Origin of the sequence: Kineosporia rhizophila (assembly GCF_021277265.1) — a bacterium.
Classification (GTDB): Bacteria; Actinomycetota; Actinomycetes; order Actinomycetales; family Kineosporiaceae; genus Kineosporia; species Kineosporia rhizophila.
Window position 1 is genome coordinate 157890 of sequence record NZ_JAJSOH010000010.1, and the last position, 24452, is coordinate 182341.

22 protein-coding genes are annotated in these 24452 nt (G+C 71.5%); 7 read left to right on the forward strand and 15 right to left on the reverse strand.

Translation table 11 applies throughout. The features are described from left to right. Window positions 1-72: 72 nt before the first annotated feature. Both LWF15_RS37595 and LWF15_RS16860 read left to right on the forward strand, forming a co-directional pair. Window positions 73-1542, forward strand: coding sequence for a methyl-accepting chemotaxis protein (locus LWF15_RS37595; protein WP_232811781.1), 1470 nt, complete (start codon window positions 73-75; stop codon window positions 1540-1542). A 139-nt stretch (window positions 1543-1681) separates the two neighbouring features. Further along, entirely contained in the window at window positions 1682-2197 is a 516-nt protein-coding gene (locus tag LWF15_RS16860; protein ID WP_232811782.1) for a hypothetical protein, read from the forward strand. Between the two features lie 12 nt (window positions 2198-2209). On the opposite strand, the gene LWF15_RS16865 is transcribed toward LWF15_RS16860, so the two are convergent. From LWF15_RS16865 to LWF15_RS16900, 8 genes are all read right to left on the reverse strand, one after another. Next, a complete protein-coding gene (locus tag LWF15_RS16865) occupies window positions 2210-2674 on the reverse strand; it encodes a VOC family protein (RefSeq protein WP_232811783.1) in 465 nt (154 codons plus the stop codon). Then, window positions 2671-3423 carry a 5'/3'-nucleotidase SurE gene (gene surE, locus LWF15_RS16870; protein ID WP_232811784.1) on the reverse strand — a complete coding sequence of 251 codons (753 nt, stop codon included), beginning with the start codon at window positions 3421-3423 and terminating at the stop codon, window positions 2671-2673. The genes LWF15_RS16865 and surE overlap by 4 nt, the downstream gene beginning before the upstream one ends. A gap of 20 nt (window positions 3424-3443) precedes the next feature. Beyond that, on the reverse strand, window positions 3444-4385 hold the full coding sequence (locus LWF15_RS16875) for a 1-phosphofructokinase family hexose kinase (RefSeq protein ID WP_232811785.1): 942 nt from the start codon (window positions 4383-4385) through the stop codon (window positions 3444-3446). 46 nt (window positions 4386-4431) lie between these two features. Further along, window positions 4432-5340, reverse strand: a complete 909-nt coding sequence (locus tag LWF15_RS16880) for an alpha/beta hydrolase family protein (RefSeq protein WP_232811786.1) — start codon at window positions 5338-5340, stop codon at window positions 4432-4434. Window positions 5341-5423: 83 nt separating this feature from the next. After that, window positions 5424-7595, reverse strand: coding sequence for an FtsX-like permease family protein (locus tag LWF15_RS16885; RefSeq protein WP_232811787.1), 2172 nt, complete (start codon window positions 7593-7595; stop codon window positions 5424-5426). Then, window positions 7592-10780 (reverse strand): FtsX-like permease family protein, encoded by a 3189-nt coding sequence (locus LWF15_RS16890; protein ID WP_232811788.1) that lies wholly within the window; start codon window positions 10778-10780, stop codon window positions 7592-7594. Before LWF15_RS16890 ends, LWF15_RS16885 begins: the two co-directional genes overlap by 4 nt. Then, window positions 10777-11544 carry an ABC transporter ATP-binding protein gene (locus LWF15_RS16895; protein WP_232811789.1) on the reverse strand — a complete coding sequence of 256 codons (768 nt, stop codon included), beginning with the start codon at window positions 11542-11544 and terminating at the stop codon, window positions 10777-10779. The genes LWF15_RS16890 and LWF15_RS16895 overlap by 4 nt, the downstream gene beginning before the upstream one ends. After that, the gene (locus LWF15_RS16900) at window positions 11541-12494 is read right to left on the reverse strand and encodes an ABC transporter ATP-binding protein (protein WP_232811790.1); all 954 of its coding nucleotides are present in this window, start codon (window positions 12492-12494) and stop codon (window positions 11541-11543) included. Before LWF15_RS16900 ends, LWF15_RS16895 begins: the two co-directional genes overlap by 4 nt. 207 nt (window positions 12495-12701) lie before the next feature. Between LWF15_RS16900 and LWF15_RS16905 the strand changes: the two genes are divergently transcribed. From LWF15_RS16905 to LWF15_RS16915, 3 genes are all read left to right on the forward strand, one after another. Beyond that, window positions 12702-13370: an alpha/beta fold hydrolase gene (locus LWF15_RS16905; protein WP_232811791.1), complete on the forward strand. Its 669-nt coding sequence runs from the start codon at window positions 12702-12704 to the stop codon at window positions 13368-13370. A gap of 206 nt (window positions 13371-13576) precedes the next feature. Next, entirely contained in the window at window positions 13577-14230 is a 654-nt protein-coding gene (locus LWF15_RS16910) for a hypothetical protein (RefSeq protein ID WP_232811792.1), read from the forward strand. A 154-nt stretch (window positions 14231-14384) separates the two neighbouring features. After that, the gene (locus LWF15_RS16915) at window positions 14385-15905 is read left to right on the forward strand and encodes a flotillin family protein (protein ID WP_232811793.1); all 1521 of its coding nucleotides are present in this window, start codon (window positions 14385-14387) and stop codon (window positions 15903-15905) included. A gap of 149 nt (window positions 15906-16054) precedes the next feature. Here LWF15_RS16915 and LWF15_RS16920 read toward each other — a convergent pair whose 3' ends face one another. The 5 genes from LWF15_RS16920 to LWF15_RS16940 form a co-directional block, all read right to left on the reverse strand. Beyond that, on the reverse strand, window positions 16055-17230 hold the full coding sequence (locus LWF15_RS16920) for an acyl-CoA dehydrogenase family protein (RefSeq protein ID WP_232811794.1): 1176 nt from the start codon (window positions 17228-17230) through the stop codon (window positions 16055-16057). Between the two features lie 10 nt (window positions 17231-17240). Then, window positions 17241-17471 carry a DUF6158 family protein gene (locus LWF15_RS16925; RefSeq protein ID WP_232811795.1) on the reverse strand — a complete coding sequence of 77 codons (231 nt, stop codon included), beginning with the start codon at window positions 17469-17471 and terminating at the stop codon, window positions 17241-17243. 60 nt (window positions 17472-17531) lie between these two features. Further along, on the reverse strand, window positions 17532-18554 hold the full coding sequence (locus LWF15_RS16930) for a DNA topoisomerase IB (RefSeq protein ID WP_232811796.1): 1023 nt from the start codon (window positions 18552-18554) through the stop codon (window positions 17532-17534). 114 nt (window positions 18555-18668) lie between these two features. Further along, on the reverse strand, window positions 18669-19349 hold the full coding sequence (locus LWF15_RS16935; RefSeq protein ID WP_232811797.1) for a response regulator: 681 nt from the start codon (window positions 19347-19349) through the stop codon (window positions 18669-18671). Beyond that, complete coding sequence (locus tag LWF15_RS16940) at window positions 19346-20374, reverse strand: sensor histidine kinase (RefSeq protein WP_232811798.1); 1029 nt, start codon at window positions 20372-20374, stop codon at window positions 19346-19348. Before LWF15_RS16940 ends, LWF15_RS16935 begins: the two co-directional genes overlap by 4 nt. A 321-nt stretch (window positions 20375-20695) precedes the next feature. Between LWF15_RS16940 and LWF15_RS16945 the strand changes: the two genes are divergently transcribed. Beyond that, on the forward strand, window positions 20696-21625 hold the full coding sequence (locus tag LWF15_RS16945) for a hypothetical protein (protein ID WP_232811799.1): 930 nt from the start codon (window positions 20696-20698) through the stop codon (window positions 21623-21625). On the opposite strand, the gene LWF15_RS16950 is transcribed toward LWF15_RS16945, so the two are convergent. Then, a complete protein-coding gene (locus LWF15_RS16950; RefSeq protein WP_232811800.1) occupies window positions 21609-22439 on the reverse strand; it encodes an SDR family NAD(P)-dependent oxidoreductase in 831 nt (276 codons plus the stop codon). The two genes, LWF15_RS16945 and LWF15_RS16950, sit on opposite strands and share 17 nt — an antisense overlap. 144 nt (window positions 22440-22583) lie before the next feature. Here LWF15_RS16950 and LWF15_RS16955 point away from each other — a divergent pair, with 144 nt between their 5' ends. Next, entirely contained in the window at window positions 22584-23516 is a 933-nt protein-coding gene (locus tag LWF15_RS16955; RefSeq protein ID WP_408623408.1) for a helix-turn-helix transcriptional regulator, read from the forward strand. On the opposite strand, the gene LWF15_RS16960 is transcribed toward LWF15_RS16955, so the two are convergent. Beyond that, complete coding sequence (locus tag LWF15_RS16960) at window positions 23410-24381, reverse strand: pirin family protein (RefSeq protein WP_232811802.1); 972 nt, start codon at window positions 24379-24381, stop codon at window positions 23410-23412. The two genes, LWF15_RS16955 and LWF15_RS16960, sit on opposite strands and share 107 nt — an antisense overlap. Window positions 24382-24452: the final 71 nt, after the last annotated feature.

The following is a 24452-nucleotide window of genomic DNA, read 5'->3' on the forward strand; positions in this document are numbered from 1 at the left end:
GGGGGTCGCGTCCGATCGGGGGTCGGTGTGGGGCTGGGCTGGAGACGCTCGCGGGAACGCCGGGAGTGGACCGTGACCACCAGCGTGTTCACCGCGCTGGGCTTCGTGCTGCTGCTCACCCTCGGCATGGCCGTGCTGGCCCTGAACGTGCAGCAGCGGGTGGTCGAGCACAAGGACCGGGTGATCGAGCACGACACCTCGCTGGTGCTGCAGGCCCGCACCCTGATGGACCTGCGCGACGCCCGCGCCGCCGCCAACCGCGCCTACCTGTTCTCCGCCCGGCCCAAGTACCTGGGTGAGCAGTACCGCCTGGACCAGGAGTTCGAGCAGCAGCTGCGCACGCTGGGCGAGACCGTGGACACCGCCCGGGGCCGGGAACTGGTGGAGCGGATCGCCTCGCTGCAGGCCAACTTCATCCGGCTCGACGAGGGCCCGATCCAGCTGCGGCAGCAGGGCGCCGAGGCCGAGGCGGTGGTCGCGGCCTGGGGCGAGATCGACGAGCAGCGGGTCACCACCACCCGGGCGATGGACACCCTCTACGAGTACCTGCAGGGCCTGGTGCTGGAACGGGAGGAGGCGGCCACCCAGGTCGCCCGCGACGGCGTCCGTCTGGTGGTCGCGGCCTTCCTGGCCATCCTGGTCGGGGCCGCAGTGGTGGCCTCGCTGGTGGTGCGTCAGGTTCGCGGGCGGGTGCTGTCCGCGGTCCGCTCGGTCCAGGCGTCCTCGGCCGACCTGGTGCTCAGTGCCCAGCGCCAGACCGAGGGCGCGAGTCAGCAGGCCAGTTCGGCGGCCGAGATCGCCACCACGGTCAAGGAGATGCTGACCGAGTCGCGCCGGATCGCCGAGGGGGCGCAGGACGTGGTGTCGGCGGCCGGGCAGACCGAGGAGGCCGGCCGTCACGGCCGGGACATCGTGCTGGCCACCCGCTCCTCGATGGAGCGCATCCGCGAGCACTCCGGATCGGTGGAGGCCCACATGGAGGGCCTGAACCAGAAGGCGCACCAGATCAGCGGAGTCGTGGAGATCGTCTCGGAGCTGGCCGAACTGACCAACATCGTGGCGATCAACGCCAGCATCGAGGCGGCCGGCGCGGGCACCGAGGCGGCCCGGTTCGCCGCCCTGGCCGACGAGATCCGGGCGCTGGCCGACCGGGTGGCCGGCTCGACCCGGGAGATCGGCGAACTGGTCGCCTCGGTGTCGTCGGCGGTGGAGGACACCCGGCGGGTCAGCCGGGAGGCCTCGGAGGTGGTCGGCGACGGGGCCACGATGGTCGGGCAGGCGGTGGACAGCTTCGAGGAGATCGTGGCCCTGGTGGCGAACACGATGGAGTCGGCCCGGCAGATCCAGCTCTCCACCAGTCAGCAGACCGTGGCGGTGGAGCAGACCGACCTGGCCATCTCGGCGATGGCCGAGGCCACCCGGGAACACCAGGAGTCGGCCGGGGGCACCAAGGCCACTGCCGACGAACTGGCCGGTCTCTCCTACCAATTAGGGACGCTGGTGGTCTCCGGATCGTCGGCACCGGTCACCCAGGCGCCCTGACCGGCCGCCGGGAGACCCGTCGCGAGTGGCCCGACCGGGTGAACCCTCGATCGGGTTGCTTGAAGTCGCTAACACCTTCGCGCGGGCGGCCGACTGGGGGCAAAATCTTTCCCCCTCATCGGAGAGCGGAGGAGCCGTCATGGAAACGGTGACCTACCCCTACGCGGGCAAGAACTCGGTCAAGAACAACGACCAGGCCCGCGCCCGGGCCAAACAGACCCTGGGGCCCGAGGTCCTGATCTCGCACATCGGCTGGGAGCACGAGGGCGGTGACACCCTGTGCGTCATCGAGTATCTCACCGAGGCCGAGGCGGCCGCACACGATCGTGCCCCGAATGCCCGCCGGGCCGTCCGGCTCAGCGGGGTCTGCGGGCCCGCCGACGTGCACAACGCCCTGATGGAGATGGGCGGCAGCGCCAGCATCCACGACGTGGCCCTGGCTCTGGACCTGGACGTGCAGTGGCTGACCAAGCAGATGGAACGGCCGCAGTGGCAGCTCGAGGTCGGTGGCCAGGGCGGTTTCTCGGGCGAGCACACGGTGATCACCCTGGACATGTCCACCGCCGTGCCCCTGCAGACCGCGCCACCCCGGCCGCCGCAGCGCCGATTCCGTGCCTTGCCGGCACTGCTGGGAGCCGCGTGGGCCGGTCGATGATGCGGGGGGCGTTCACTCCCCCACGTGGTCGACCACGCAGAACACGTTTCCGTCCGGGTCTCTCAGCACCACCCAGTCGGCGTGCGAGGGATAGTCCCACTCGGTGACCCGGGTGGCGCCCAGGCCGACCAGGCGCTCGATGTGGCGTTCCTGTTCGCTGGTGTACAGATCCAGATGTACCCGTCCCGGTTCACCCGCCTGACTCTCGGCCCGCTGCAGCGACACCGGCACGCCGACGCCACCCGGATGCACCAGCACGGTGAAGTCGGGATCGACGTCGTTGTCGCGCAACCGGTATCCCAGGGCGCGCATCCAGAACCGCACAGCCCGGCCCATGTCCTGGGTGTTGATCACCACCGCGCCGACACCGAGGTCGCCGAGGTCGTCGAGGCCGCCGGAACGGGCGTCCTGGGTCACCCGAACCGTCTCGTCCTGCTCGGTCAGCCGCTGGGCCAGCCGCTCGTCCGGATCACTCATCCTTCCGTCCCCCCGAGCCCGGTCAGGTTCACCGCGTCGGCGACGATCGGCGGGCGCAGGGCGGTGGCCGTGGCCCAGCCCTCGCGCAGCAGGGCCACGTCGGTGCCCGGCTCCGGCTCGTCACCGATCTCGTGGAACGTGGCGGTGACGAAACCCTCACCGATCTCGCCGATCTCGGCCTGGACGGCACCGAACGAGGCCAGCGAGGCGGGTTTCAGGCCGCGCAGTTGCTCCGGAGGGATGTCCGGGACGTTGATGTTGAGTACGTAGGGGTTCTCGCAGTTCTCCAGGAACCAGGCCAGGGCCTGGTCGGTGGCCGCCCGGGCGGTGTCGAAGCGGGTGGGCCGGCTGCCGATCAGCGAGACGGCCAGGGCCGCCCGCCCCTGGGAGACCGCGGTCAGGCCGGCGCCGACGGTGCCGGAGTGCAGCACCGCCTGGCCGGTGTTGGGGCCGTGGTTGACCCCGGACAGGATGATGTCCGGCGGTTCGCCGAAAGCACCTCGTACCGCGACGAAGACGATCATCGCGGGCGAGGCGTGCACGGCCAGGGCCTCGGTGCCGGCCACCGTGGTGCGGTCGATCAGCAGGCGGCCGTCGTCCTCCAGGGCCGAGAGCATGGCGCTGGCACCGCTGCGCTCCTCGTGCGGGGCCGCCACCGTCACGTCCAGGCCCGCAGCCAGAGCCGCTTCGGTGAGCGTGCGGATGCCCTCGCTGCTCACCCCGTCGTCGTTCGTGATCAGTGCCCGCAAGGCACCCTCACCTCCAGAACTCAAAGATTGCGCAGGACCACTCGTTCGCGCAGCTTCTCGATCAGTTCCCGCTCGCCGGTGGCCAGGCCGTGCCGGGTGGTGTTCAGCGTGCCCGCCGCAGCGCCCAGGACCAGTGCATCCTCCAGCGCCATGCCCGCACTGGTGCCCACCGCCAGCCCGGCCGTCATCGAGTCGCCGGCGCCGCGGTGGTCGGCCCGCTCGAACGAGGGGGTCTCCACCTCCACCACCCGATCGCCGATCAGGGCGATCGCCGGGTCTCCGGCCCGCGACACGATGACGTTCGCCGCCCCGGCCTCGCGGAGTTTCTCAGCCGCCTTGATGAGATCCTTCGGGTCCTCCGAGGAGGCGCGCCCATCGTCCAAAAGCTCTTCGTGACTGACCTTCACCACGTGCACGCCACCCGAGACCGCAGCCTCCAGGTAGTCGCCGGACAGGTCGACCACCACGGGCACCTCGTGCGACGTGAGGTCGGAGGCCAGCCGCCGGTAGGTCTCCGGCTCGATGAGGTTCTCGCCGTCCGGCCCGCCCAGCACCACGACCCCGGCGTTCAGGCCCTCGACCAGGGTGAGGTCGTAGAGCTCGTCGTGGTCGTGCCGGGAGATGGCGTAGGCGTTGTGGGTGGCCACGACCTCGCGCTCACCCTCGCGCCGGTCGTGCACGTAGGAGCCGTTGGTGTGGTTGGTCCGCAGCGGCCGGGGGATGATGCCCTCGCGCTCGATCAGCGGGATCAGCACCTCGCCGCTCTCCCCGCCGAAGGGGCCGGTGAGCCGGGTCTCGCAGCCCAGCGAAGACATCATCCGGGCGATCCAGACCCCCTGACCACCACCGTGCACGTGGATCTCGGTGTCCCCGTCGGGCCGGCCCTCGATGGTCACGGTGAGAAGGGGCGAGGGGGTGAAGACGACTCCCGTCCCCCGTCGGTCGTGCTCCGCAGCTGCCATGAGCAGATCTTGCCCGAGGAGGGGCCGGGGCGCCTGCGCAGTGGCTCTACTTCTTCTCCTCCAGCGAGGCGTTCGGGCCCACGCCGTCCTGCAGCAGAGTGGTCCACTCCGAACTGTCCAGCCCCAGTTCGTGCCGCAGGTAGGCCACGCTGACCCGCTGCACCAGGGCCACCCGCTCAGGGTTCTCGTCGGTGGTCTGGGTGTGGGCCACCCCGACGATCCCGCCCAGGGTGTGCTCACCACCGAACAGCGTCAGCAGGGCGCGGGCGCCCGGGCTGAGCCGGTACGGGTCGACGAACCAGTCCGGCCCCCGCTCGGAGAGCATCGACTGGTCCTTGTCCCCCGCCACCACCAGAGTCGGCGTGCTCAGCGCGGAGAAGTCCGGCTTCATGAAGGGGAAGTGCTCGGCCGCGAACGGCGTCAGGTCGTCGCCGACTCCCGTGGCGGCCAGCAGCAGCCCGGCCTTCACCCGGGCATCGGAGAGGTCTTCTCCCGGCCGGCCGTCGTCGTCCAGCACCCGGGCACCGAGCAGGGTGCCGACGGTCTGGCCGCCCCACGAGTGCCCGGCGGCCGCGATCCGGCCGGTGTCGACCCGGCCTGCCAGTCCGGGTACCGCCGCGATCAGGGTGTCGAGGTCGTCGAGGATACGAACCAGATCATGGACGCGAGTGCGCCAGATTGCGGGGTACCTCGGGTCTTCGGGGGTGACGGCGAGGGTGCTTGAGTCCAGGTGGGTGGGCTGGAGCACGACGAAGCCGCTCTGGGCCCAGTGATCGGCCAGGGGCGCGTAGGCGTCGAGCGACTGGGCGAAACCGTGCGAGAACACGACCACCGGCAGGTTCTCGCCCTCGATCGGGGCGGACACCCGGACCTGCAGGTCGTCACCCCGTTCGGGGGCGGGCAGGACGACCGGCTTCACCGAGACGATGGCTGGGGCAGTGGAGGTCTGGGACATGGAACGGTTCCTTCCGAACGCACAGCATTACCGGATCAACGTTCCACAACATACGGAACGTCGATCCGGTTACGCAAGTGGGCTCAGGCCCGCAGCACCTGCCCCAGACGTTCGCGGCGGCGCAGCGACGTCTCCACGGCGACCACCCCGGCCAGGGCCAGCAGCAGCAACACCACCGGCAGATGGGCCACCAGGGGCACGACCAGGGGCGGATCGTCGGGGCCCCCGGACAGCACCCGCAACGAGAGGAGATGCACGGCCTGCCAGGCCAGCACCCCGCCCACCGCCCAGCCCACCAGGCCGCCGACCAACGCCACCGGCAGCAACTCCCCGGCCGTGATCCAGCGCGTGTCCGAGGGGGTCAGGCCCAGAGTCCGCAGCCGGGCCTGGGTCTCGCCGCGGGCCGGAGCCGAGGCCGAGGCACCGAGCACCAGGGCCAGCACGGCCAGCAGGGTCAGCACCAGGGCCGCGGCGACCGCCAGACTCTGCACCCCGTCGGCCACTGCGGCCGGCAAAGGCTGCGCGTCCTGGAGCATCTCGGGCGGAAGGACCACGTCCTGGCCGGCCGTGGCCCGGACCGCGAGAACGAACACGCTCAGCGCCACCGTGGCCACCACGGTGATCATCGGCAGCGGGCGCGCGCCGGTGTCTGCGGCCCGGCTGGCCGCGAGCAGGGGCAGACTCCCCTCCCCCCGGGTGGCCAGTCGCAGGACGGCGCGCAGGAGAAGCGGGATCAGGCGCAGCAGCAGGACCCCCGCAGTGACCGCGAGCAGGGTGGGGGCGAAGGCGGGCAGCAGATCGGACTCCCCCGTGTCCTGGACCACGATGCCGCGCTGGCTCAACGCGGCCAGGGCGGCGACGGCGAGCAGGACCACCACGGCCTCCGCCGCGACCCGGCGCATCTGCTGGGTGATCCGCCGGTTGCGGCGCGCAGACCGGTTGGCCGGAGCGGCTTTCCGGCTGGTCGCCCGGGCCGCCTGCACCACGGCGAAAAGCGGTCCGCAGGTGGCGGCGAGCAGCAGCACCGGAACCACCCAGGCCAGGGAGAACTCACCCGCGACGAGCCACGCGAACAGCAGGCCCGCACCACCGGCCAGCAGGGTGAGCGAGACCGACTCGACCGCCAGTTCCAGGGCCAGACCCGGCAGGCCGGCCCCGCGTCGGCGGGTCGAGGTGAGAACTGCTGCGCGGCGGTGGGTCAGCAGCTCGGCGGTGAGGAACAGGGCCAGGCCCAGACCGCTGAGCACGGCCAGCAGGATCACCGTGGCCAGGCCGATGCCGACCCTGATCTGACCGAGCGTGCGCTGCAGGACGGTGTCGAGGCCGCTGCTGTACTCCAGCGGTGGCCCGCTCTCGGCGGTCGCCGCTCCCGATTCCATCAGGACCAGCGCGTCGGCCACGCTCTGCGCGTTCTGCCGGTTCAGGGCACCGGGCTCGGGCCGGAAGACCCCGGTGAGGTTCATCCCGTCCGGGTTCACCGCCAGCCGGCCGTCGGGCAGCGACTCCGCCGACATCAGCACGGAGAAGGAGCTCTGGCTGATGCCGCGGGTGTCCGTGAAGGTCTCCGGCCGGACCAGGCCGGTCTCGACCTGCCAGACGTCCTCGGCCGGGTCCTGGGGGCGGTAGATGCCGCTGACCGTGAGCTCGAGGGACTCGCGTCGGTCGTTGCCGGCGCTGATCCCGTCACCCACGCCGGCGTCGAGCAGTTCGGCGGCCGGTTCGGACAGGCCGACCTGCACCGGCCAGGGCGCCAGGGTCCGGCGCACGGTCTCCTCGGCCGCGCCCGGAGCCTCACCCTTGACCCAGGTGACCCGCGGCCCCGGGTCCTCGCCCGCGCCATTGGCATGGACCAGGCGGAAGCTCAGGCCCGGGGCCGGGCCGGAACTCACGTCGAAGACGGTGCTGGAGGCGCGCATCACCGGGGGCCCGAAGACCGGCTCGAGGGCCGGTGCGAGCAGGTCGTCGGCGGTGCGGCCGGTGGCCTCGACCAGCTCGGCCGAGCTCGGGTCGCGGTACCGCGGCGGATAGGGCGAGGAGGGGTCGAAACTCCCGCGCACGCTCAGCCAGGAACGGCTTCCGGCCTCCCGTGCGGCGTCCGCCAGGGCCTGGTCGGCGGCCTTCTCGATCAGCGGGGGCGTGGCCGCGGCGATCAGGACGGCCAGGAACATCACCACGGCGGTGAGGGCCAGCGGACCACGGTCGGCGCGGAGCCGGCCGCGGACGCTGGGGCCGTGCGGGAACGGGAAGCCGCTCATCGTCCGCTCCTACGGGTCCGCGCATCGGCCGCCCGTACCTGGACGTGGCCCACCACCTGGATCACCAGGAGCCCGGCCACCAGCAACGCGCTCAGCAGCAGGGCCTGCTCGGTCCAGGGCCAGCTGGGCCGGGCCGGGGGCGCCGGGGCCCCGCCCAGGTCGGACCGGACCAGCAGGGGGCCGATGAGTCCGGCAGCGACGAGACCGACCACGCCACCCGCGGCCACCAGCATGGCCAGCAGACCACCGTGCTGAGCCAGCAGCACGCCGGAGACGGTTCGTCGGGTCAGGCCCAGGGCCCGCAGCCGGGCCACCTCCAGGGCCCGCACCCGCAGGTCGGAGACCACGTGCATGACCAGCCCGCCGATCGCCAGCAGCAGGGCCGCGGGGACCAGCATGATCAGGGCGGCCGGCAGGCCGATCCGGAGCGGCCCGCGGGAGAGCTGCTGGTGGACCTGCGCCCGAGAGGTCACCTCCCCCAGGCCCAGGGCAGCCGCCGCTTCCGGGGTCTTCGCGTCGCTCACCCACCAGGCCTGGCCGATCGTCGACAGGTCGCTGCGGGTGATCAGCGCCCGGCTGAGCGAGTCCAGGTCGGCCAGCACCGCGCTCGCGCCGGGGGCCGAGGGCACCTCCGGCACGACCGAGCGGACCCGGACCGACACCGGGGTGGTGCCGAGGGTGACGTTGAGCCGGCGCCCCGGGGTCGCCCCGGACACGTCGGCGAACCGCTGGGAGACCGCCACCGGCACCACCTCCTGCGGTTCGAAGCCGGTGACCACGAGATGCCCGGTCAGGAAGGTGAGGACGTCCTCGGGGACGTCGGCGCGCAGGCTGAGAACCGTGTCCTCGCCGCGGTTCGCCAACTCGCCCTGCACACCGGTGATCACGGCGTCGCCCGCGTCCTCACCGAACGAGCCGTCCATCGTCCACTGTCCCGGAGCGGTCCGCGCCCCGGGGAACCGCAGGTTCAGGTCGACCGGAACAGCGCCGAAAGCGGCTGCACCCGGGTTGGGCGGCGCGTTCAGGTCGAGGTCGAGGATCACCGCGACCACCTTGGACCCGGCCTGCGCCGGGTCGCAGCCGGAGAGTTCGTGCTTCTTGCCGTCGAGCTCGAAAACCGGCAGATAGCAGCCGATCCGCAGACCCGCCGGGTCCTGGACCACCACTCCGGGCCGGGCCGAGATCACCTGCCCGGCCCCCGACGACCCCTGGGCGACCACCTCGATCGGGCCCGGACCGGACGGCTCGAAACCGGTCACCGGGCCCGGCTCGGCCAGCTCCCGGGTCACCCCGGGCCAGGTCTTCCCCTCGGGCGGTCTCCCCCGCAGCTCGGCCGAGGCGGTGTTGACGGCGACCAGCTGGGGTGGGTCGCCGGTGCCGCCCAGCCAGTTGCCCACGATGACGTTGCGGCTCATCGCCGGTGAGACCGTGCCGCCCGTCGCTGCGGTCAGGGCCTCGCTCTGCCCCGCACGGGCCGGTCCGGTCAGGGCCACCCGCAGGTCGGTACCCACCGCCAGATCGGCCTGGTCGGCCTGCGACTGCTGCCAGGTGGCGGCGAAGGCCACCCCGAAAGTGCCCGCGGCCGAGGCCAGTACGAGCAGCAACGCGGCGGCCGCCGCCTGGGGCCGACGAGCGGCGTCGAACGCCGCCAGCGGCAGCAGAAGACGGTCGGAGCGGCGGGCGAGGCGGTCGGCCAGGAGCAGCGGCAGGCCGGTGAGGCGCACCATCAGCGCGGCCCCGGCCAGCAGGACGACGCCCGGTGCGAGGATGCGCACGACGTCGATGCCGGTCTCGCCGCCCGGCTGCACCTTCAGTTGCCAGAAGCCCACTCCGGCCAGGACGAGAAGGGCCACGTCGGCACCGGAACGGACCAGCGCGCCGGTTTCCTTCCGGCCGGCCCGGCCCGACGTCACCGGATCCGGCTGCAGCGCCGGCAGAAGCAGGACCGCGGCCAGCACGACGGAACCGGCCAGCACCACCAGCACCTGGACCAGGCTCAGACCGGGCGGTTCGGCCAGACCCGCAGCGGCCAGGTCCGGCAGCCGGGTCAGGGCGGAGTGCCCGAGCGAGGAGGCCGGGAGCGCGACCGCCGTGGCGATCAGCGCCAGCAGCAACGCCTCGCCGGCGGCCAGGCCGAGGATCTGGGCGCGACTGGCCCCCAGCGCCGCGAACAGCGCCGTGTGAGTGGCCCGGGACCGCGTGACCAGGCGTCCGGCCAGGGCCAGGGCGGAGGCCGTGAGCAGGGTGCCGAGCAGCACCACGACCAGCACGGTGGAACGGGTCGTGGCCTCCTGGGCGTGCGCCCGGTCCAGGGTCCAGGGCAACGCCGAGGCGACGCGCTGATTGCCGATCAGGTCACCGAGCAGATCGCGGTGGGTACGGTCCAGGCCGGCCAGACCGGCCGAGACCTGGTCCAGCTCGGCCACGCTCGGGCTGCTCAGGTCCGGAAGGGCGTCGGTCTGCACCCGGTCGAACATCATGCCGGTGTCCCAGAGCGTGGGCAGATCGACCAGGAGCGGCCCGTAGGCCCGCACCGGGTAGGGGAACCCGGCTTCGAGCGCCGGGTCGACCCCGGCGGCCTCCAGCGGGTCGCGGTCCCAGCCGGCGTCCGGCCGGGGCGCCACCACCCCGGTGACGACGAGCTCGGTACTCAGCACCTGGTCGCGTCGGCCGGTGGTGGCCTGTCGGCCCAGGTGCACCCGGTCACCCGGTTCCAGCCCCATCGCCTGGGCGGTGGCCTCGAGCACCACGGCCGGCAGCTCACCGTCGGCCGGTTCCCCCGGCCACTTCCCGCTGAGCAGTTCCGTCCCCTGCTGGAGATCGCTCAGCCCGGAAAGGTACGCGACCTGCGGGTCGGTCCCCCGCCGCAGCACCTCGCGCATGGAGCTCGAGGCCCGGGTGCGGACGTCCGGCTCCCCGAGCGGGGACAGCGTGCGGGTGAGCAGTTCCTCGGTCCGGCGGGTGGCCTCGGCACCGTTCTCGCCGGGGACGTCGGTGAGGTAGGCGGTCACCTCGGCCTCCTCCGGCTCCACCCGGGCCAGGCCGGACGACAGGGCGCGGTCGGCGGAGCCGGTCAGCAGCCGGGTCGAGACCCCGAGCAGGGTGGCCCCGATCACGACCACCGCGACCACCGCGGCCAGGAGCGGCCAGGACGCCGCGGCCCGGCGGGCCAGCAGGGTGATCATGCCTCGGTCTTCTGGAGCACGTCCTCGGCGATCTGGCCGTCGGAGATCCGCAGCACCCGGTCGGCCAGACGCATCATCACCTCGTCGTGGGTGGAGATCAGCGCCGTCACTCCCTCGGACTCGACCACCCCGCGCAGGAGGGCCATCACCGAAAGGCCGGTCTCGGCGTCCAGCTGACCGGTCGGCTCGTCGGCCACCAGGAGCCGCGGCGAAGCCGCGAGCGCGCGGGCGATGGCCACCCGCTGCTGCTGGCCGCCGGAAAGTTCGTCGGGACGCTGCTCGGCGTGTGCCTGCAGGCCCACCAGTTCCAGCAAGAGGGCGACCCGACGTTCACGTTCGGCGCGCGGGGTACGCCGCATCCGCAGGGGTACCCCGACGTTCTCGGCCGCCGAGAGCACCGGTACCAGGCCGAAGGTCTGGAACACATAGGCCACGCCGTCGCGCCGCAACCGGCTCCGGCCGGCCTCGTCCAGGCCGGTGACGTCGGTCCCCTCCAGCCGGATCTCGCCGGCATCGGGCGAGTCCAGCCCGCCGACCAGGTTCAGCAGCGTGGTCTTGCCCGATCCGGAACGCCCGACCAGGGCCACCATCGTGCCGGGCTGCACGTCGAACGAGACATCTTTCAGAGCATGGACGGCGCCCGCACCAGTTCCGTAGGAACGGCTGACACCCCGCAGACTCAGGATGGGCGGCTGCGCCGCGTCCACCCGTCCTCCGGTCTCGGAGGAAGGCGACCCGCCCTGACCGTTCTGCTTCTCGCTCATGCGTTTTCACCCAGGCTCTTCGAGTCGGCCGGGGAGGTCTCCACCTGGTCGGGGCGGATGCTCACGTGGTCACCCTCGAGCGCCAGCCGCACGCGACGGGTCAGGTTCAGCGCCTCGCGGTAGTCCTTGGGCACCTGCACCCGCCCGGCCCGGTCCATCACCGCGTACTCCTCGTGGACCACTTCGTCGTCCCCGTTCTCCGCGGTGGAGGTGCGCCGCAGCACCTCGCTGCTGGTGCGCCCGTCTCGGATCGCCACCGTGCGCTCCACCTGCCCGCTGACGTCCGGATCGTGGGTGACCACCACGATCGTGACCCCGAGCTTCTTGTTCACGTCTCGCAACACCTCGAACACCTGGGCCGAGGTGGCGGTGTCGAGCTCGCCCGTGGGCTCGTCGGCGAGCAGCACCTGAGGTTCGTTGGCCAGCGCCACCGCGATGGACACCCGCATCTGCTCTCCGCCGGACATCTGCCCGGGGTAGCGGTCGGCGCAGTGCTTGACCCCGACCGCCTCCAACAGCGAGTTCACCCGCTGCGCGCGCAGTTTGCGGGGCACCCGGGCCAGGGTCATGGGCAGGTCGACGACCTGGGCGGCCGTCAGGTACGGGATCAGGTTCTGCGCGGTCTGCTGGCGCACGTAACCCACGGTCTGGCGCCGGTAACGCAACCGGTCGCGGGCGGACATGTCCAGCAGGTCCCAGCCCGCCACCCGGGCCCGGCCCGCGGTCGGGGCGTCGATTCCGGCCAGCAGCGACAGCAGGGTGGACTTGCCCGACCCGGACGCGCCCACCAGAGCGATCATCTCGCCCGCGTCGACCAGCAGGTCGAGCCCCTGCAGGGCCTGGACCTCGATCGAGCCGGTCTGGTAGATCCGGACCAGGCTGTCGCAGACGATCAGCGCATCCTGGCCGAAGACCTCCGCACCACGCGCCGCTGTTCCGACCTCAGGCACCCAATTCCCTCTCCACCATGAGCAGGACGAGCCGACGGTTCGCCCGGGCGGCGGATCCTGAGTCAGCAGCGCAGTGGTACCGCAGCCCGGCCCGGCCCGTCAATGTAGGCAGTTCAGGCCGGTTTACCGGATCGTGACCCGCCAAACTGTCGGACCTGCCGCCTAGATTGGGCCTGACCAGAAAGCTTCGGCCTTGGGGAGGCTCACGTGACCAACTTCATCCTGGTTCCCGGCGCCTGGCACGGCGGCTGGTGGTGGCAGCCGGTGGTCGAGCGCCTGACCGCCGCCGGCCATCGGGCCGTCCCGGTCACACCGGCCGGTCTGGCCGAGGGCGACGAGCTCGCCGGGCAGCGGGCGATCAATCTGGACACGCACGTGCAGCAGGTGCTCGACCAGGCCCCGGCGACCGGGCAGGACGATCTGGTCCTGGTCGGGCACAGCTACGGGGGCTCGGTGATCAACCAGGTCGCCGACCAGGTCCCGCAGCAGATCGCGGCGCTGGTGCACCTGGACTCGGACGTGCTGGAGAACGGCGAGAGCTGCTACACCTTCACCACCCCGGCCAACCGCGAGTACTTCCTCGAGGCGGTCACCCCCGACGGCCTGGGCGTGGCTCCCCTGCCGTTCTTCGACGAACGCGCCCGCCCCCACCCGCTGGCCACCCTGCTCCAGCCCACGCGACTGAGCGGGGCCTGGAAGACGGTGCCGGTGAAACACTTCGTAGCCGCGCTGAAGACGCCAGGTGGCCTGCAGGCCCCCGAAAGCATGCGCCGCGTCAGCGAAGACCCGGCCTGGCGCTACGAGGAATGGCCGGTGCGTCACAACGTGCTCGCCGAGGGGCCCGAGCGGGTGACAGACCTGCTGCTGCGCCTCTGACGACGAGGTCCGCAGATCACTTGCACGATCACATGCAACACACAGGCTGACTTATGCGTCTGCTGAATGCTGGGCCGGTACCCACCGGCCAAGTCAGGTGAGCGAGGCCTGCGCCGAGCCCTCCAGCCCCACGCTGTTCCGCACCACGCCCTGCCCGCACCAGACCCATGCCACGCCAGCCAGGTTCAGGAGGATCGCTCGTCGTCATGCCGGACTCGCAGATCATTTTCATCGCGGTTGGCGCGACGGGATTCCTGGTTCTTCTCCTGAGCGTGCTGCTCGGCGAACTGGGTGGGGCCGACGGAGAACCCGGGCACGACAGCGGTTTCTCGGCCGGCGACGCGGGCGCGGACCTCGGCGGTGAAGTAGCTGAGGCGGGCGGCCTGGATGCCGACGCCTCGGCCGACGCCGGTGGCGTCATCCCGGAAGGGTCTGCCGCTCTCGATGCGCCCACCTGGTTCAGCATCCGGGTCCTGGCGATCTCGCTCGTCGGCTTCGGGGCGGCCGGCTTCATCGCCGCCTACAGCGGTGTCCCCGCCCTGCTGGCCTGGCCCATCGCCGGTGCGGCCTTCCTGGCCACCGGTGCGGCCACCCACCAGTTCATCCTCAAACCCCTCGGCCGCCAGCAGTACAACTCGCTCACCAGCCGCTACGGCTGGATCGGGCGGCCCGCCGTGGTCACCCTCGACATCCTTCCGCACGGCACCGGCCAGGTGACCTTCCACGACCGGCAGGGCGCCCGGATCACCCAGACGGCGTCTTCCGACCTGGGCGAGGGTGTGCCGAAGGGCTCGGCCGTGACCATCACCGACCTGAAACCGGGCGGTGTCGTGGTGCACCGCAGCTCCTTCTCGAACTGAGCCGCATCCGGCGCCCGGGCGACTACGACGGCCTGAAACTGCCGGCAGTGGACTCGACGGCCGTGAGATCCCATGGCCACCGGCCCCGGAAGCTCGGGCCTCCGCAAAGCCCTCCCCCAGCTCCTCCCCCACCCCCTACAAAGGAAAGCCCTCAATGAACGAAATCTCCCCCATCGCGTGGGCCGTGGCCGCAGTGGTCATCGCCTTCCTGCTGCTGGCGGTCCTGTACGCCAAGAACTACGTGAAGGTGCCGCCGAACATGGTGGCCGTGTTCACCGGCCGGGGCCGGCCCAAGATCGTGCGCGGTGGGGCCCGGTTCCGGGTGCCCGTGCTCGAGCGGGTCGACTTCATGAGCCTGGAGCCGTTCAACATCCAGGTCTCGGTCGGCTCCGCGATCTCCAGCAACGGCGTCGGTATCGCCGTCGACGTGGTCTCCCTGGTGCGTTTCGGCTCCACCGACGAGGCGATCGAGACCGGTACCCAGCGCTTCCTCACCGCCAACCGCGAGGAACTGCGGCACCAGCTCACCGAGATCATCGCCGGTAACATGCGCGCGATCTGCGCCAAGATGACCGTCGAGGACCTGAACAGCAACCGCGACCAGCTGACCCGCTCGGTCGCCGAGGAGGCCGGCGCCGCCCTGGCCTCGATCGGGATGGAGCTCGACGTCCTCACCGTCCAGGACGTGCGGGACAAGAACGGCTACATCGAGTCGCTGGGCCGTAAGCGGATCGCCGAGGTGCGCCGCGACGCCGAGGTCGGCGAGGCCCAGGCCCGCCGGGACGCCCGCATCGCCGCCGCCGAGGCCGACCAGCAGGGCCGTACCGCCGAGGCCAAGTCGCAGGAGGCGATCGCCGAGGCGCAGCGTCAGCTGTCGATGAAGCAGGCCGAGATCGACACCGAGGTCAACGCCGCCCAGGCGCGTGCCGCGCAGGCCGGTCCGCTGGCCGAGGCGGAGGCCGAGCGGGCGGTCGTGCTGGCCGGGATCGACACCGAGCGCCAGCGCACCGAGCGGCAGATCTCGGTCGAGGAGCAGCGCGCCGCCCAGCGCAAGAAGGCGCTCGAGGCCGACGTGATCGCCCCGGCTGAGGCCGAGCGGCAGGCGGCCGAGCGCCGGGCCGAGGGTCAGAAGGCCGTCACCATCGCCAACGCCGAGGCGCAGGCGCGTCAGCGGGAGCTCGCGGGTGAGGCCGACCTGAAGGCCCGTACCGCCGGCGCCGCCGCCTTCCAGCGTGAGGGTACGGCGCAGGCCGAGGTGGAGAAGGCGAAGATGCTGGCGGCGGCCGAGGGTCAGCGGCAGCAGCTGCTGGCCGAGGCCGAGGGTCAGAAGGAGCTGGCGGCCGCGCTCAGCGCGTTCAACGACGAGGCCGCGCGGCTGCGGGTGCTGCCCGACCTGATCGAGGCCCTGCCCAAGATCGCCCGCGAGGTGGCGGCGCCGATGGCCAACATCAAGAACCTGACGGTGCTCAGCAACGGTGGCGCCGACAGCAACGACGCGCTCAACAAGGTGGCCGGTTCGGTGCCCGCGCTGCTGCTGCAGGTGCTGGAGACGGCCAAGGCCGGCGGACTGGACCTGGGCCAGCTGCTCGGTGGGAACACCGACCCGCTCGAGCCGCGGCACTCGGTGAACGGTGCCCCGCAGACCAGGGAGACAAAACCCGACCTCACAGCCTGAGCTAACCCACGGCCCGAGGTACACCGCTCAAGCTGCCCCACAGCCCAAGGCGACCCAGGGACCTGACGTACTCGCGGCCGCGAAGGTGCCCCACAGACCGGGGTGCCGGTTCGTAGCGAACCGGCACCCCGCGTCCTTCAATTACCCAACTAGACCAGCGCGCTCACGCCGGTCACCGCCCGCCCGACGATGAGGCTGTTGATCTCCCGCGTGCCCTCGTAGGAGTACAGCGCCTCGGCGTCGGCGACGAACCGGCCGATGTCGTAGTCGAGCACGATCCCGTTGCCCGCCAGCAGTTCCCGGGCCCAGCCGACCACCTCCCGCATCCGGGTGGTGCAGTAGGCCTTGGCCAGGGCGGAGTGCTCGTCGCGGAACGTGCCCTCCTCCTGCAGCTGGGCCAGCCGCACCACCATGCCCAGACAGGCGGTGGTGTTGCCGAGCATCCGCACCAGCAGGTCCTGGACCAGCTGGAAGCCCGCTATCGGGCGGCCGAACTGCTGGCGCTCCTTGCTGTACTGCAGCGCGATCTCGTAGGCCGCCATCATGACGCCGACCGCTTCCCAGGCCACCCCGCTGCGGGTGCGGCGCAGCACACCCGCCGTGTCGCGGAACGAGGTGGCTCCGGTCAGCCGGTTGCTCTCCGGCACCCGGCAGCCCTCCAGCGTGATGTCGGCGTTCTCGACGATCCGCAGGGCGATCTTGTTCTGGATCTTGCGGGTGGTCAGGCCGGGCGTGCCCTTCTCCACCACGAAGCCCTTCACCTTGCCGTCCTCGGTGTCGCGGGCCCAGACCACGATCAGGTCGGCGAACGTGGCGTTCCCGATCCAGCGCTTGGCCCCGTCGAGCACCCACTCCTCGCCCTCGCGGCGGGCGGTGGTGCGCATGCCCCCGGCGATGTCCGAACCGCTCTCGGGCTCGGTGAGGGCGAAGGCGCCGATCTTCTCCATCCGCGACATCGCGGGCAGCCAGCGTTCCTTCTGCTCGGCCGAGGCGCAGGCGGTGATGCTGCCCATCGCCAGGCCGGTGTGCACCCCGAAGAAGGTGGCGACCGAGGCGTCGGCGCGGGCCAGCTCCAGGGCCAGGAACCCGTTCAGCAGGCTGCGCTGCGGCTCCCCGGCCGACAGCGGGTGCGCCAGCCCGGCGATGTCCAGGCCGGCGAAGCCCTTGATCAGCTGGTGCGGGAACTCGGCCCGGCCCCAGTAGTCGTTGGCGATCGGCCGGACCTCGGTGTCGAGGAAGGCCCGGACCCGCTCCAGCACCTCCCGGTCGTCCTCGTCGAGGAGCGCCTCGAACTGGTACAGGTCACCGGTGAGCAGTTCGGACATGCGGCACTCCTTACTCGCGGCGCCCCGCGCGGGTGCGGGCCGGGTCGGGGGCCGCGTCGTCCGGGAAGCGGCGCAGGAACTCCTGTTCCAGCTCCAGCATGCGCCGGGTGTGTACCTCGAACGCGTCCTCCGTACCGTTCAGCATGACCTCGTGCCGGGTCTCGTGCAGGCGCGCGACCTCGCGGCGCAGGTCGTCGTCGGAGAGTTCGGCACCGGGTACGCCCTGGGATTCAGTGGTCATGCCTACCGGTCTAGCAGCTCGGTCACGATCCGCATCCGCTTCCGGCACCACCCGTTCGGCTCAGCCCCGCACCCCGCGCAGCAACCGCAGGACGGCTCGTTCGACCGACTCGTCGGCGCTCAGCTGTTCCGGCGCGCACCGTCGGGCCGCCCGGGCCACGGCGGCCCGGACGGTGGTGCCCTGCTGGAACCCGGCCACCACCCGGGGATCCACGTAGGAGGCGCGGCAGACCGCGGGGGTGTTGCCCAGTTGCTCCGAAACCTCCCGCATCACCCGGGAAACCGCGCGCTTCGCGGCCGTCGCCGAGGTCGGGCCCTCCAGCCCGGCGAAGGCGATGGCGGCCAGAACGGTGGCGTGCCAGGTACGGAAGTCCTTGGCCGAGGCGTCCCGCGCCACCACCGCTTTCACGTAGTGACTGATGTCGGTGCTGCCCAGGTCGACCCACGACCGGTCGCGGTGCCAGGCCAGCAGCTCCTCTCCTCCGCCGCGCCGCCGCTTCAGCGTGCTCACCGCGTCCGCGATCGGCTCGTCGCTGATCGAGAACACCCGATGCACACCGGACTTGGCCGGGTAGGAGAACTCCACCACCCCACCGCGTCGGACCCGGACGTGTTCCCGGCGCAGGGTGGCCAGGCCGAAGCTGTTGTTCTCCTCGGCGTAGGCCTCACCCCCGATCCGGAAGAGGCCCACGTCGAGCAGCCGGAAGGCGATGGCCAGCGCCCGTTCCCGGGGCATGCCGGGCATCTCGAGGTGCTCCGCCACCCGCAGCCGGGCAGTGGGCAGCCGACGGGCGAAGTCCAGGACCTTGACGTGCTTGTCGGCATCCCGGCTCTCACGCCACTGCGGGTGGTAGAGGTACTGACGGCGTCCGGCCGCGTCGGTACCCACGGCCTGCAGATGCCCGTTGGGCCAGGGGCAGATCCAGACATCCTGCCAGGCGGGCGGAATCACCAGCTCGCGGATCCGCTGCACCTGTTCGGCCTCGGCCAGCCGGACACCCTGCTCGTCCAGGTAGACGAAACCCTTGCCGCTACGTCGGCGGGTCCAGCCCGGCCGGTGCGCAGAACTGCGCCGAAGCCTCATCCGTACCATCCAGAACACCCGGGACAACCGAAACAAGCGGAACAGGAAGCTGAACCGTCCAGCCCATCATCCGGACCGTTTCCGGACGCGCGAGCCCAGAGGGCACCTGAGAGCTCACCCGCGGCTCGACCTGACCTCGCTGCCGGGCGGCTGTCCACCTCGCCGGTGCCCGGTCTCCCAGGCCCAGGCCGCGATGCCGACCCGGTTGCGCACCCCCAGCTTCTGCTGGACGTGGGTCAGATGGGTCTTCACCGTGCCCGCGGTGATGAAGAGTTCGACCCCGATCTCGGGATTGGTCAGGCCGTCGGCCACCAGGGCCACGATGTCGAGCTCCCGGTCGGTGAGCGGCGTCCCGCCGACCGACGGCGCCTCGATCGGGGACAGCTGCCGGAGCAGGCGGACCGTCACGGCCGGGCTGATCAGGGAGTCGCCGACCATCGCCGCCCGCACCGCCTCGGTCAGCAGCGCGCTGCCGGAGTGCTTGAGCAGGAACCCGCAGGCGCCGTTGCGCAGGGCGGTGTGCACGTAGGCGTCCAGGTCGTAGGTGGTGACCACGACCACCCTGACCGCGGGCAGGCTGTCGCGCAGGACGCGGGTGAGTTCCAGCCCGTCCATCCGCGGCATCCGGATGTCCGCCACCACCACGTCCGGCCGCAACCGACGCACCAGCTCCAACGCCTGAACACCGTCGACCGCCTCCCCCACCACGTCGATGTCGGGCGCGGCCGACAGAATGGTGCGGAACCCGAAGCGCACCGCCTCCTGATCGTCCGCGATCAGTACCTTGACCCTCATCGCCCACCACCCCCGTCGCCAGTTCTGTTTCCGAGCAACAACTCTGCCCTGACCTGCCAACCGCCGGAGGGCAGGGGCCCGGCCGCGAAGGTGCCCTCGAGCGCCTGCACCCGTTGGGCCAGGTTGCGTAGCCCGGTCCCGCCGGAACGGCGTTTCGCGAGACCCCGAACAGCAGACGCACGGACGTCTTCAGGTTCCTGATCGATGATGCGCAGCACCAGGACTTCCCCCTCCGGCACAAGACTCACCGTGACCCGGGCCTCGGGGCCGGCATGACGACGGACGTTGGTCAGTGCTTCCACGACGATGCGGTACACCGTTGCCGACGTCTCCCGGGGCAGGGCAGGAATCAGATCGGTGTGCAGGTCCAGTTCAACCGCTCCAGCACCGGGACTCCGGTAACGATCGAGGAGTTCGGGCAGGTCCTCGACTCCGGGAAGCGGCGTGCGAGAGGTTGTTCCTACCCCGGCTTCCAGATCACGCATCACCTGGATGGTGCGGTCCATCGACGCCAGCGCCTGAGTTCCGTCGCTCTCGATCTCCTGCAGCAGGCGGCCCGCCGCCTGGGGATCCGTATCGAGCAGCACCTGGGCAGCCTGCGCCCGGATCACCATCGCACTGACGTCGTGGGCCACGAAATCATGCAGATCGGTGGCCAGTCGGAGACGCTGGGTGCGATGGGCGTGGGCGACGGCGCGGACCCGGCGGGCATCCAGCCAGCGCAGGTAACACCCCGAGGCGACCGCGAACAGACCGGCCAGCGACCAGAATCCGCTGACCAGTACGAGGTTCCACCAGCCTTCGTCCACCTCGCCGGTGACCGGTATCCCCAGGACGGCCACAGCCAGAACGCCCAGAGAACCGGCGACGACCGCCAGCCGGACGGCACCCCGCCGGCAGACCAGAGCGATCAGCACCATCAGGAGCAGGGTCTGCAGCAGTGGCCAGGGCCCCGCCCGGGTGCGCTGCTCGTCGAACACCCAGAAGGCTGTGGCAGTTGCCGAGACCAGGCTCGCCGCAACCACTGCGGACGGAAACCTACGAACGTCGACGGATCTGCGGCCTAGAAGGAGAGCCAGAAACACCAGATTGAGGACGGGTGGCAGCGCCAACAGCGGGTCGGGTCGCGGATGCACGACGACAGTTGTCATCAGTGGGACCACGACCGCCGTCGCCGCGAGCGCCCGGCGCCCCATCCGCCGGGCCACTCGCATCACCATCGCCGAGGCTGCCACCAGCTCAAGATATCCGGCGCCTCGGCCGCCCGGTATCTCCCGATCGGCAGATGTCCACCCGGGCGGGCGGCCGCGAATCTGATGGCACCCACCCACTCAAGGAGCCCGACCATGTCGATCCGCAAACGCGCCACCCAGTTGTGGTGCATCCTCGCCTTCCTGTTGCACGGCTACTGGGTTTTCGCCGGTGGCGCCCCGCTGGGCGCCGCCGACGACGACGCCGCCAGCATGGGCAGCTGGCTGGCCGGCGCCTCTGCCCGGCCGGTGAGCGCCGTGCTGTCGGTCACCGCCCTGACCGCACTGGCGGCGCTCACGGCCGCGACGCGACGCGACCTTCCGGGTTGGGTCCGGACGGCCGGGCTCCTGGCGCCGGCCCTGCTCTTCCTCCTGGTTCCGGACGTGCGCATGCTCCAGACCGCGGCCTACGGGATGCACGGGTACTTCGGACGAGTGGACGCCGCCGTGCTGCACCAGCTCTTCTGCCTGACCGGCGCCATCCTCCTGGCCTCCACCGCCCTGGCTGACCTGCACAGGCCGGCTGAACCTCGGCAGTGGGTCCGGATCGGACGCTGGGCCACCATCTTTGCCGCCCTGGCCCCCTTGCCCTACGCGGTGCAACGCGCGGTCTGGAACCTGGGTATCCCGCTGGGAGTGGACCGCGAGTTCATCCGAGACCTGAGCGCCGACCTGTCGGCCAAGGACGTCAGCCCACTCATCGCCTACAGCCTGCCCGCATCCGCACTTCTGGGCTCGGTGCTGACCCTGGGGCTGATCATGCGCTGGGGCGAGGTCCTGCCGGGCTGGGTGCCCGGGCTGGGTGGGCGACGGGTGCCGGTACTGCTGGCCGTCATCCCCGGAACCGTGATGAGCGTGATGATCACCGTCGCCGGTCTCTCGGTGCTCCGGTTCGCCCTCCAGGGTGGCCTCACCGGCGCCGGGGTTCCCGGGTTGCTGTGGCTGCCCTGGGGAATCGCTCTGGGCCTGGCCACCTACGCCTACTACCAGCGCCGGACGACCTCATGCGCTACACGTCGGTTGTGAAGGCCAGCGCCTTGCCCGCCTCCACCTCGGCCCGCAGCGTGTCCAGGCGACCGCCGGCCAGGGCGTAGGAGTCGGAGCCGAGCAGCTGGTGCAGCGGCGCGTCGCCCCGTTCCACCACCTCGACGATCGCGGCCGCCACCTTCACCGGGTCACCGAGCTGGGTGCCGGGCATGGCCTGGTGCTGGGCGATCATCTCCCGGACGGCCTCGTACCCCTCCACCGGCGCCTGCGGCAGGGCCAGGGAACCGGCCCGCAGGAAGTCGGTGCGCACGTAGCCGGGCTCGACCAGGTTGACCCGGATGCCCAGGTGGGCGACCTCGGCGGCGAGCGAGTCGGTCAGGCCCTCCAGGGCGAACTTGCCCGCGGTGTACAGGCCCCACCCGGGGAACGGGACCAGGCCGACGATCGAGGAGACGTTGACGATGTGCCCGGCCCGGGCGGTCCGCATCTGCGGCAGGACCGCGCGCAGCACGTTCCAGACGCCGAAGACCTGCACGTCGAACATCTTCCGGACCTCGGCGTCGGAGATCTCCTCGACCGCGCCGAGGTGGCCGTAGCCGGCATTGTTCACCACCACGTCGAGGCCGCCGAACCGCTCGGTGACGGCCGCCACCGCCTCGCCGACCTGCTTCTCGTCGGCCAGGTCGATCTCCAGCGGCAGCAGGCGGGGCCAGTCGGCGCTGCCACCCAGGGCCTGGTCGAGCCGCTCGGCCGAGCGGGTGGTCGCCGCCACGTTCTCGCCGCGCTCGAGCAGGGTGCGGACCAGTTCCAGGCCGATTCCGCGGGATGCGCCGGTGACGAGCCAGGTGGACATGAGAACTCCTCATCTGTGGTTGCTTTCGTTAGGTCCAGGTTCCCGCTCGCCGGACCCACGTCACCACGGTCTGCCTCGCCCAGCCCTGCCTGGGAACGACGCACCCACCCAGGAGGCTGCCCCCGAGGGCCGGGGCGCGTGAGGATGGGGAACATGAGCGATCTGGGTGACTTCCTGCGCAACTGCCGGGCCGGCCGGACGCCGGAGGAGGTCGGCCTGGACACCGATCCGAACGGCACCCCGCGCCGGGTGCAGGGGCTGCGCCGGGAAGAGGTGGCGCAACTGGCCGGGGTGAGCGTGGACTACTACACCCGGCTGGAACAGGGCCGGCACAGCACCCCGTCCGAGTCGGTGGTGGAGGCGCTGGCCCGGGCCCTGCGCCTGGACGACGCCGCTCGCGCCCACCTGATCGATCTCGCCCGGCCCGTGCGCCGCCAGACGGGGGCCCAGCCCCGGAGTCAGCGGGTCCGGCCGGCCGTGCAGCAGATGCTGGCCTCGCTGGTCGACCACCCGGCCCTGCTGCTGGGCCGGCGCACCGACGTCCTGGCCTCCAACCCCCTGGCCACCGCCCTGTTCACGAACTGGCGGAAACTGCCTGCGGCAGAACGCAACTACACCCGCTGGGTGCTGCTCGACCCGCTGGCCCGCGAACGGTTCCCCGACTGGGCGCAGGTGGCGGCCGACGCGGTGGGCACCCTGCGACTGGAGGCCGGACGGCGCCCGGACGACCCGGCCCTGAACGCCCTGGTCGGCGAACTGACGATCAGGAGCCCCGAGTTCCGGGCGGCCTGGGACGGGCACCGGGTGCACGCGCGCACGCACGGCACCAAGCGCATGACGCATCCGGAGGTCGGGCCGATCACCCTGCAGTTCGAGGCGCTGACGCTGGCCGGCGACGACGACCAGACCCTCTTCGTGTACAACGCCGCCCCCGGCAGCGCCTCCGGCGACAACCTGCGCCTGCTGGCCCTCAGCCTCGGGGTCGCAGACGCAGCGGCGGAAGTACCGGGGCCGGAAGCGGATCCGGCTGCCCCGAAGGGAACTCACCGAAGCGCTTCGGACCGTCGGAGCCACTGATCTCGGCCTGCCAGGCGGCCCGGAACCCGGCGATCTCGTCGTGGTCGCGGCCCACGAAGTTCCACCACATGACGATCTGCTCGCCCAGCGGCTCACCTCCGATCAGAACCAGACGAACAGAGGACGAGTCTGCGCGGAGTACCAGTTTCCGGTGCCCCGGTGGCAGATAGGCCAGGTGGTCGGCCGCCACCGCGTGATCGTTCACCTGCACGGCGCCCTGATCGACCAGCACGCCGTGCTCAAAACCCTCGGCAATGGCCAACTCCAGGACTTCCCCGGCGGGAAGCAGGATCTCGGCGCCGAGCAGCGGCGGCGTGTAGGTGGGCACCGGTGAGCTGCTGCCGGCCAGCGAGCCGATGAACACCCGAACATCGGCCCCGCCCAACCGGATCGGCTCGGGCGCGTAGTGATGGAAGGTGGGCGGCATGTCCCGGGTGGCCTCCGGCAACGCGTACCACAGCTGGGCGCCGTGCAGCGTGGTCGTCTCGGGCGTGGAGATCTCCTGGTGCGAGATGCCGTGCCCGGCCACCATCAGATTCACCTCGCCCGGCCTGACCCGCGCGGCGAAACCGGCCGAGTCCAGGTGGTCGATCTCGCCGGTGAACAGCCAGCTGACCGTGGCCAGACCGGTGTGCGGGTGCCGGGCGACCCGCATGCCGCCGGTGGCCTCCACCTCGTCCGGGCCGTAGTGGTCGAGGAAGCACCAGGCCCCGATCAGGGTGCGCTGACGCTGGGGCAGCGCGCGCCGCACCGACATCGACCGCGGGCCACCCAGCGGAACGTCGCGCGGTTCGAGCACCTCCACACCGTCGGCCGGTGCACTGTCGCAGACCACCTCGACGGGCCTTTCCTCAACATTGCTCACGTCCGCAGCTTAGGTTGTGCCACTCAGCGCTCATCCCCACAAACATTTGTGTCACGTTTCGGTGGATTGGT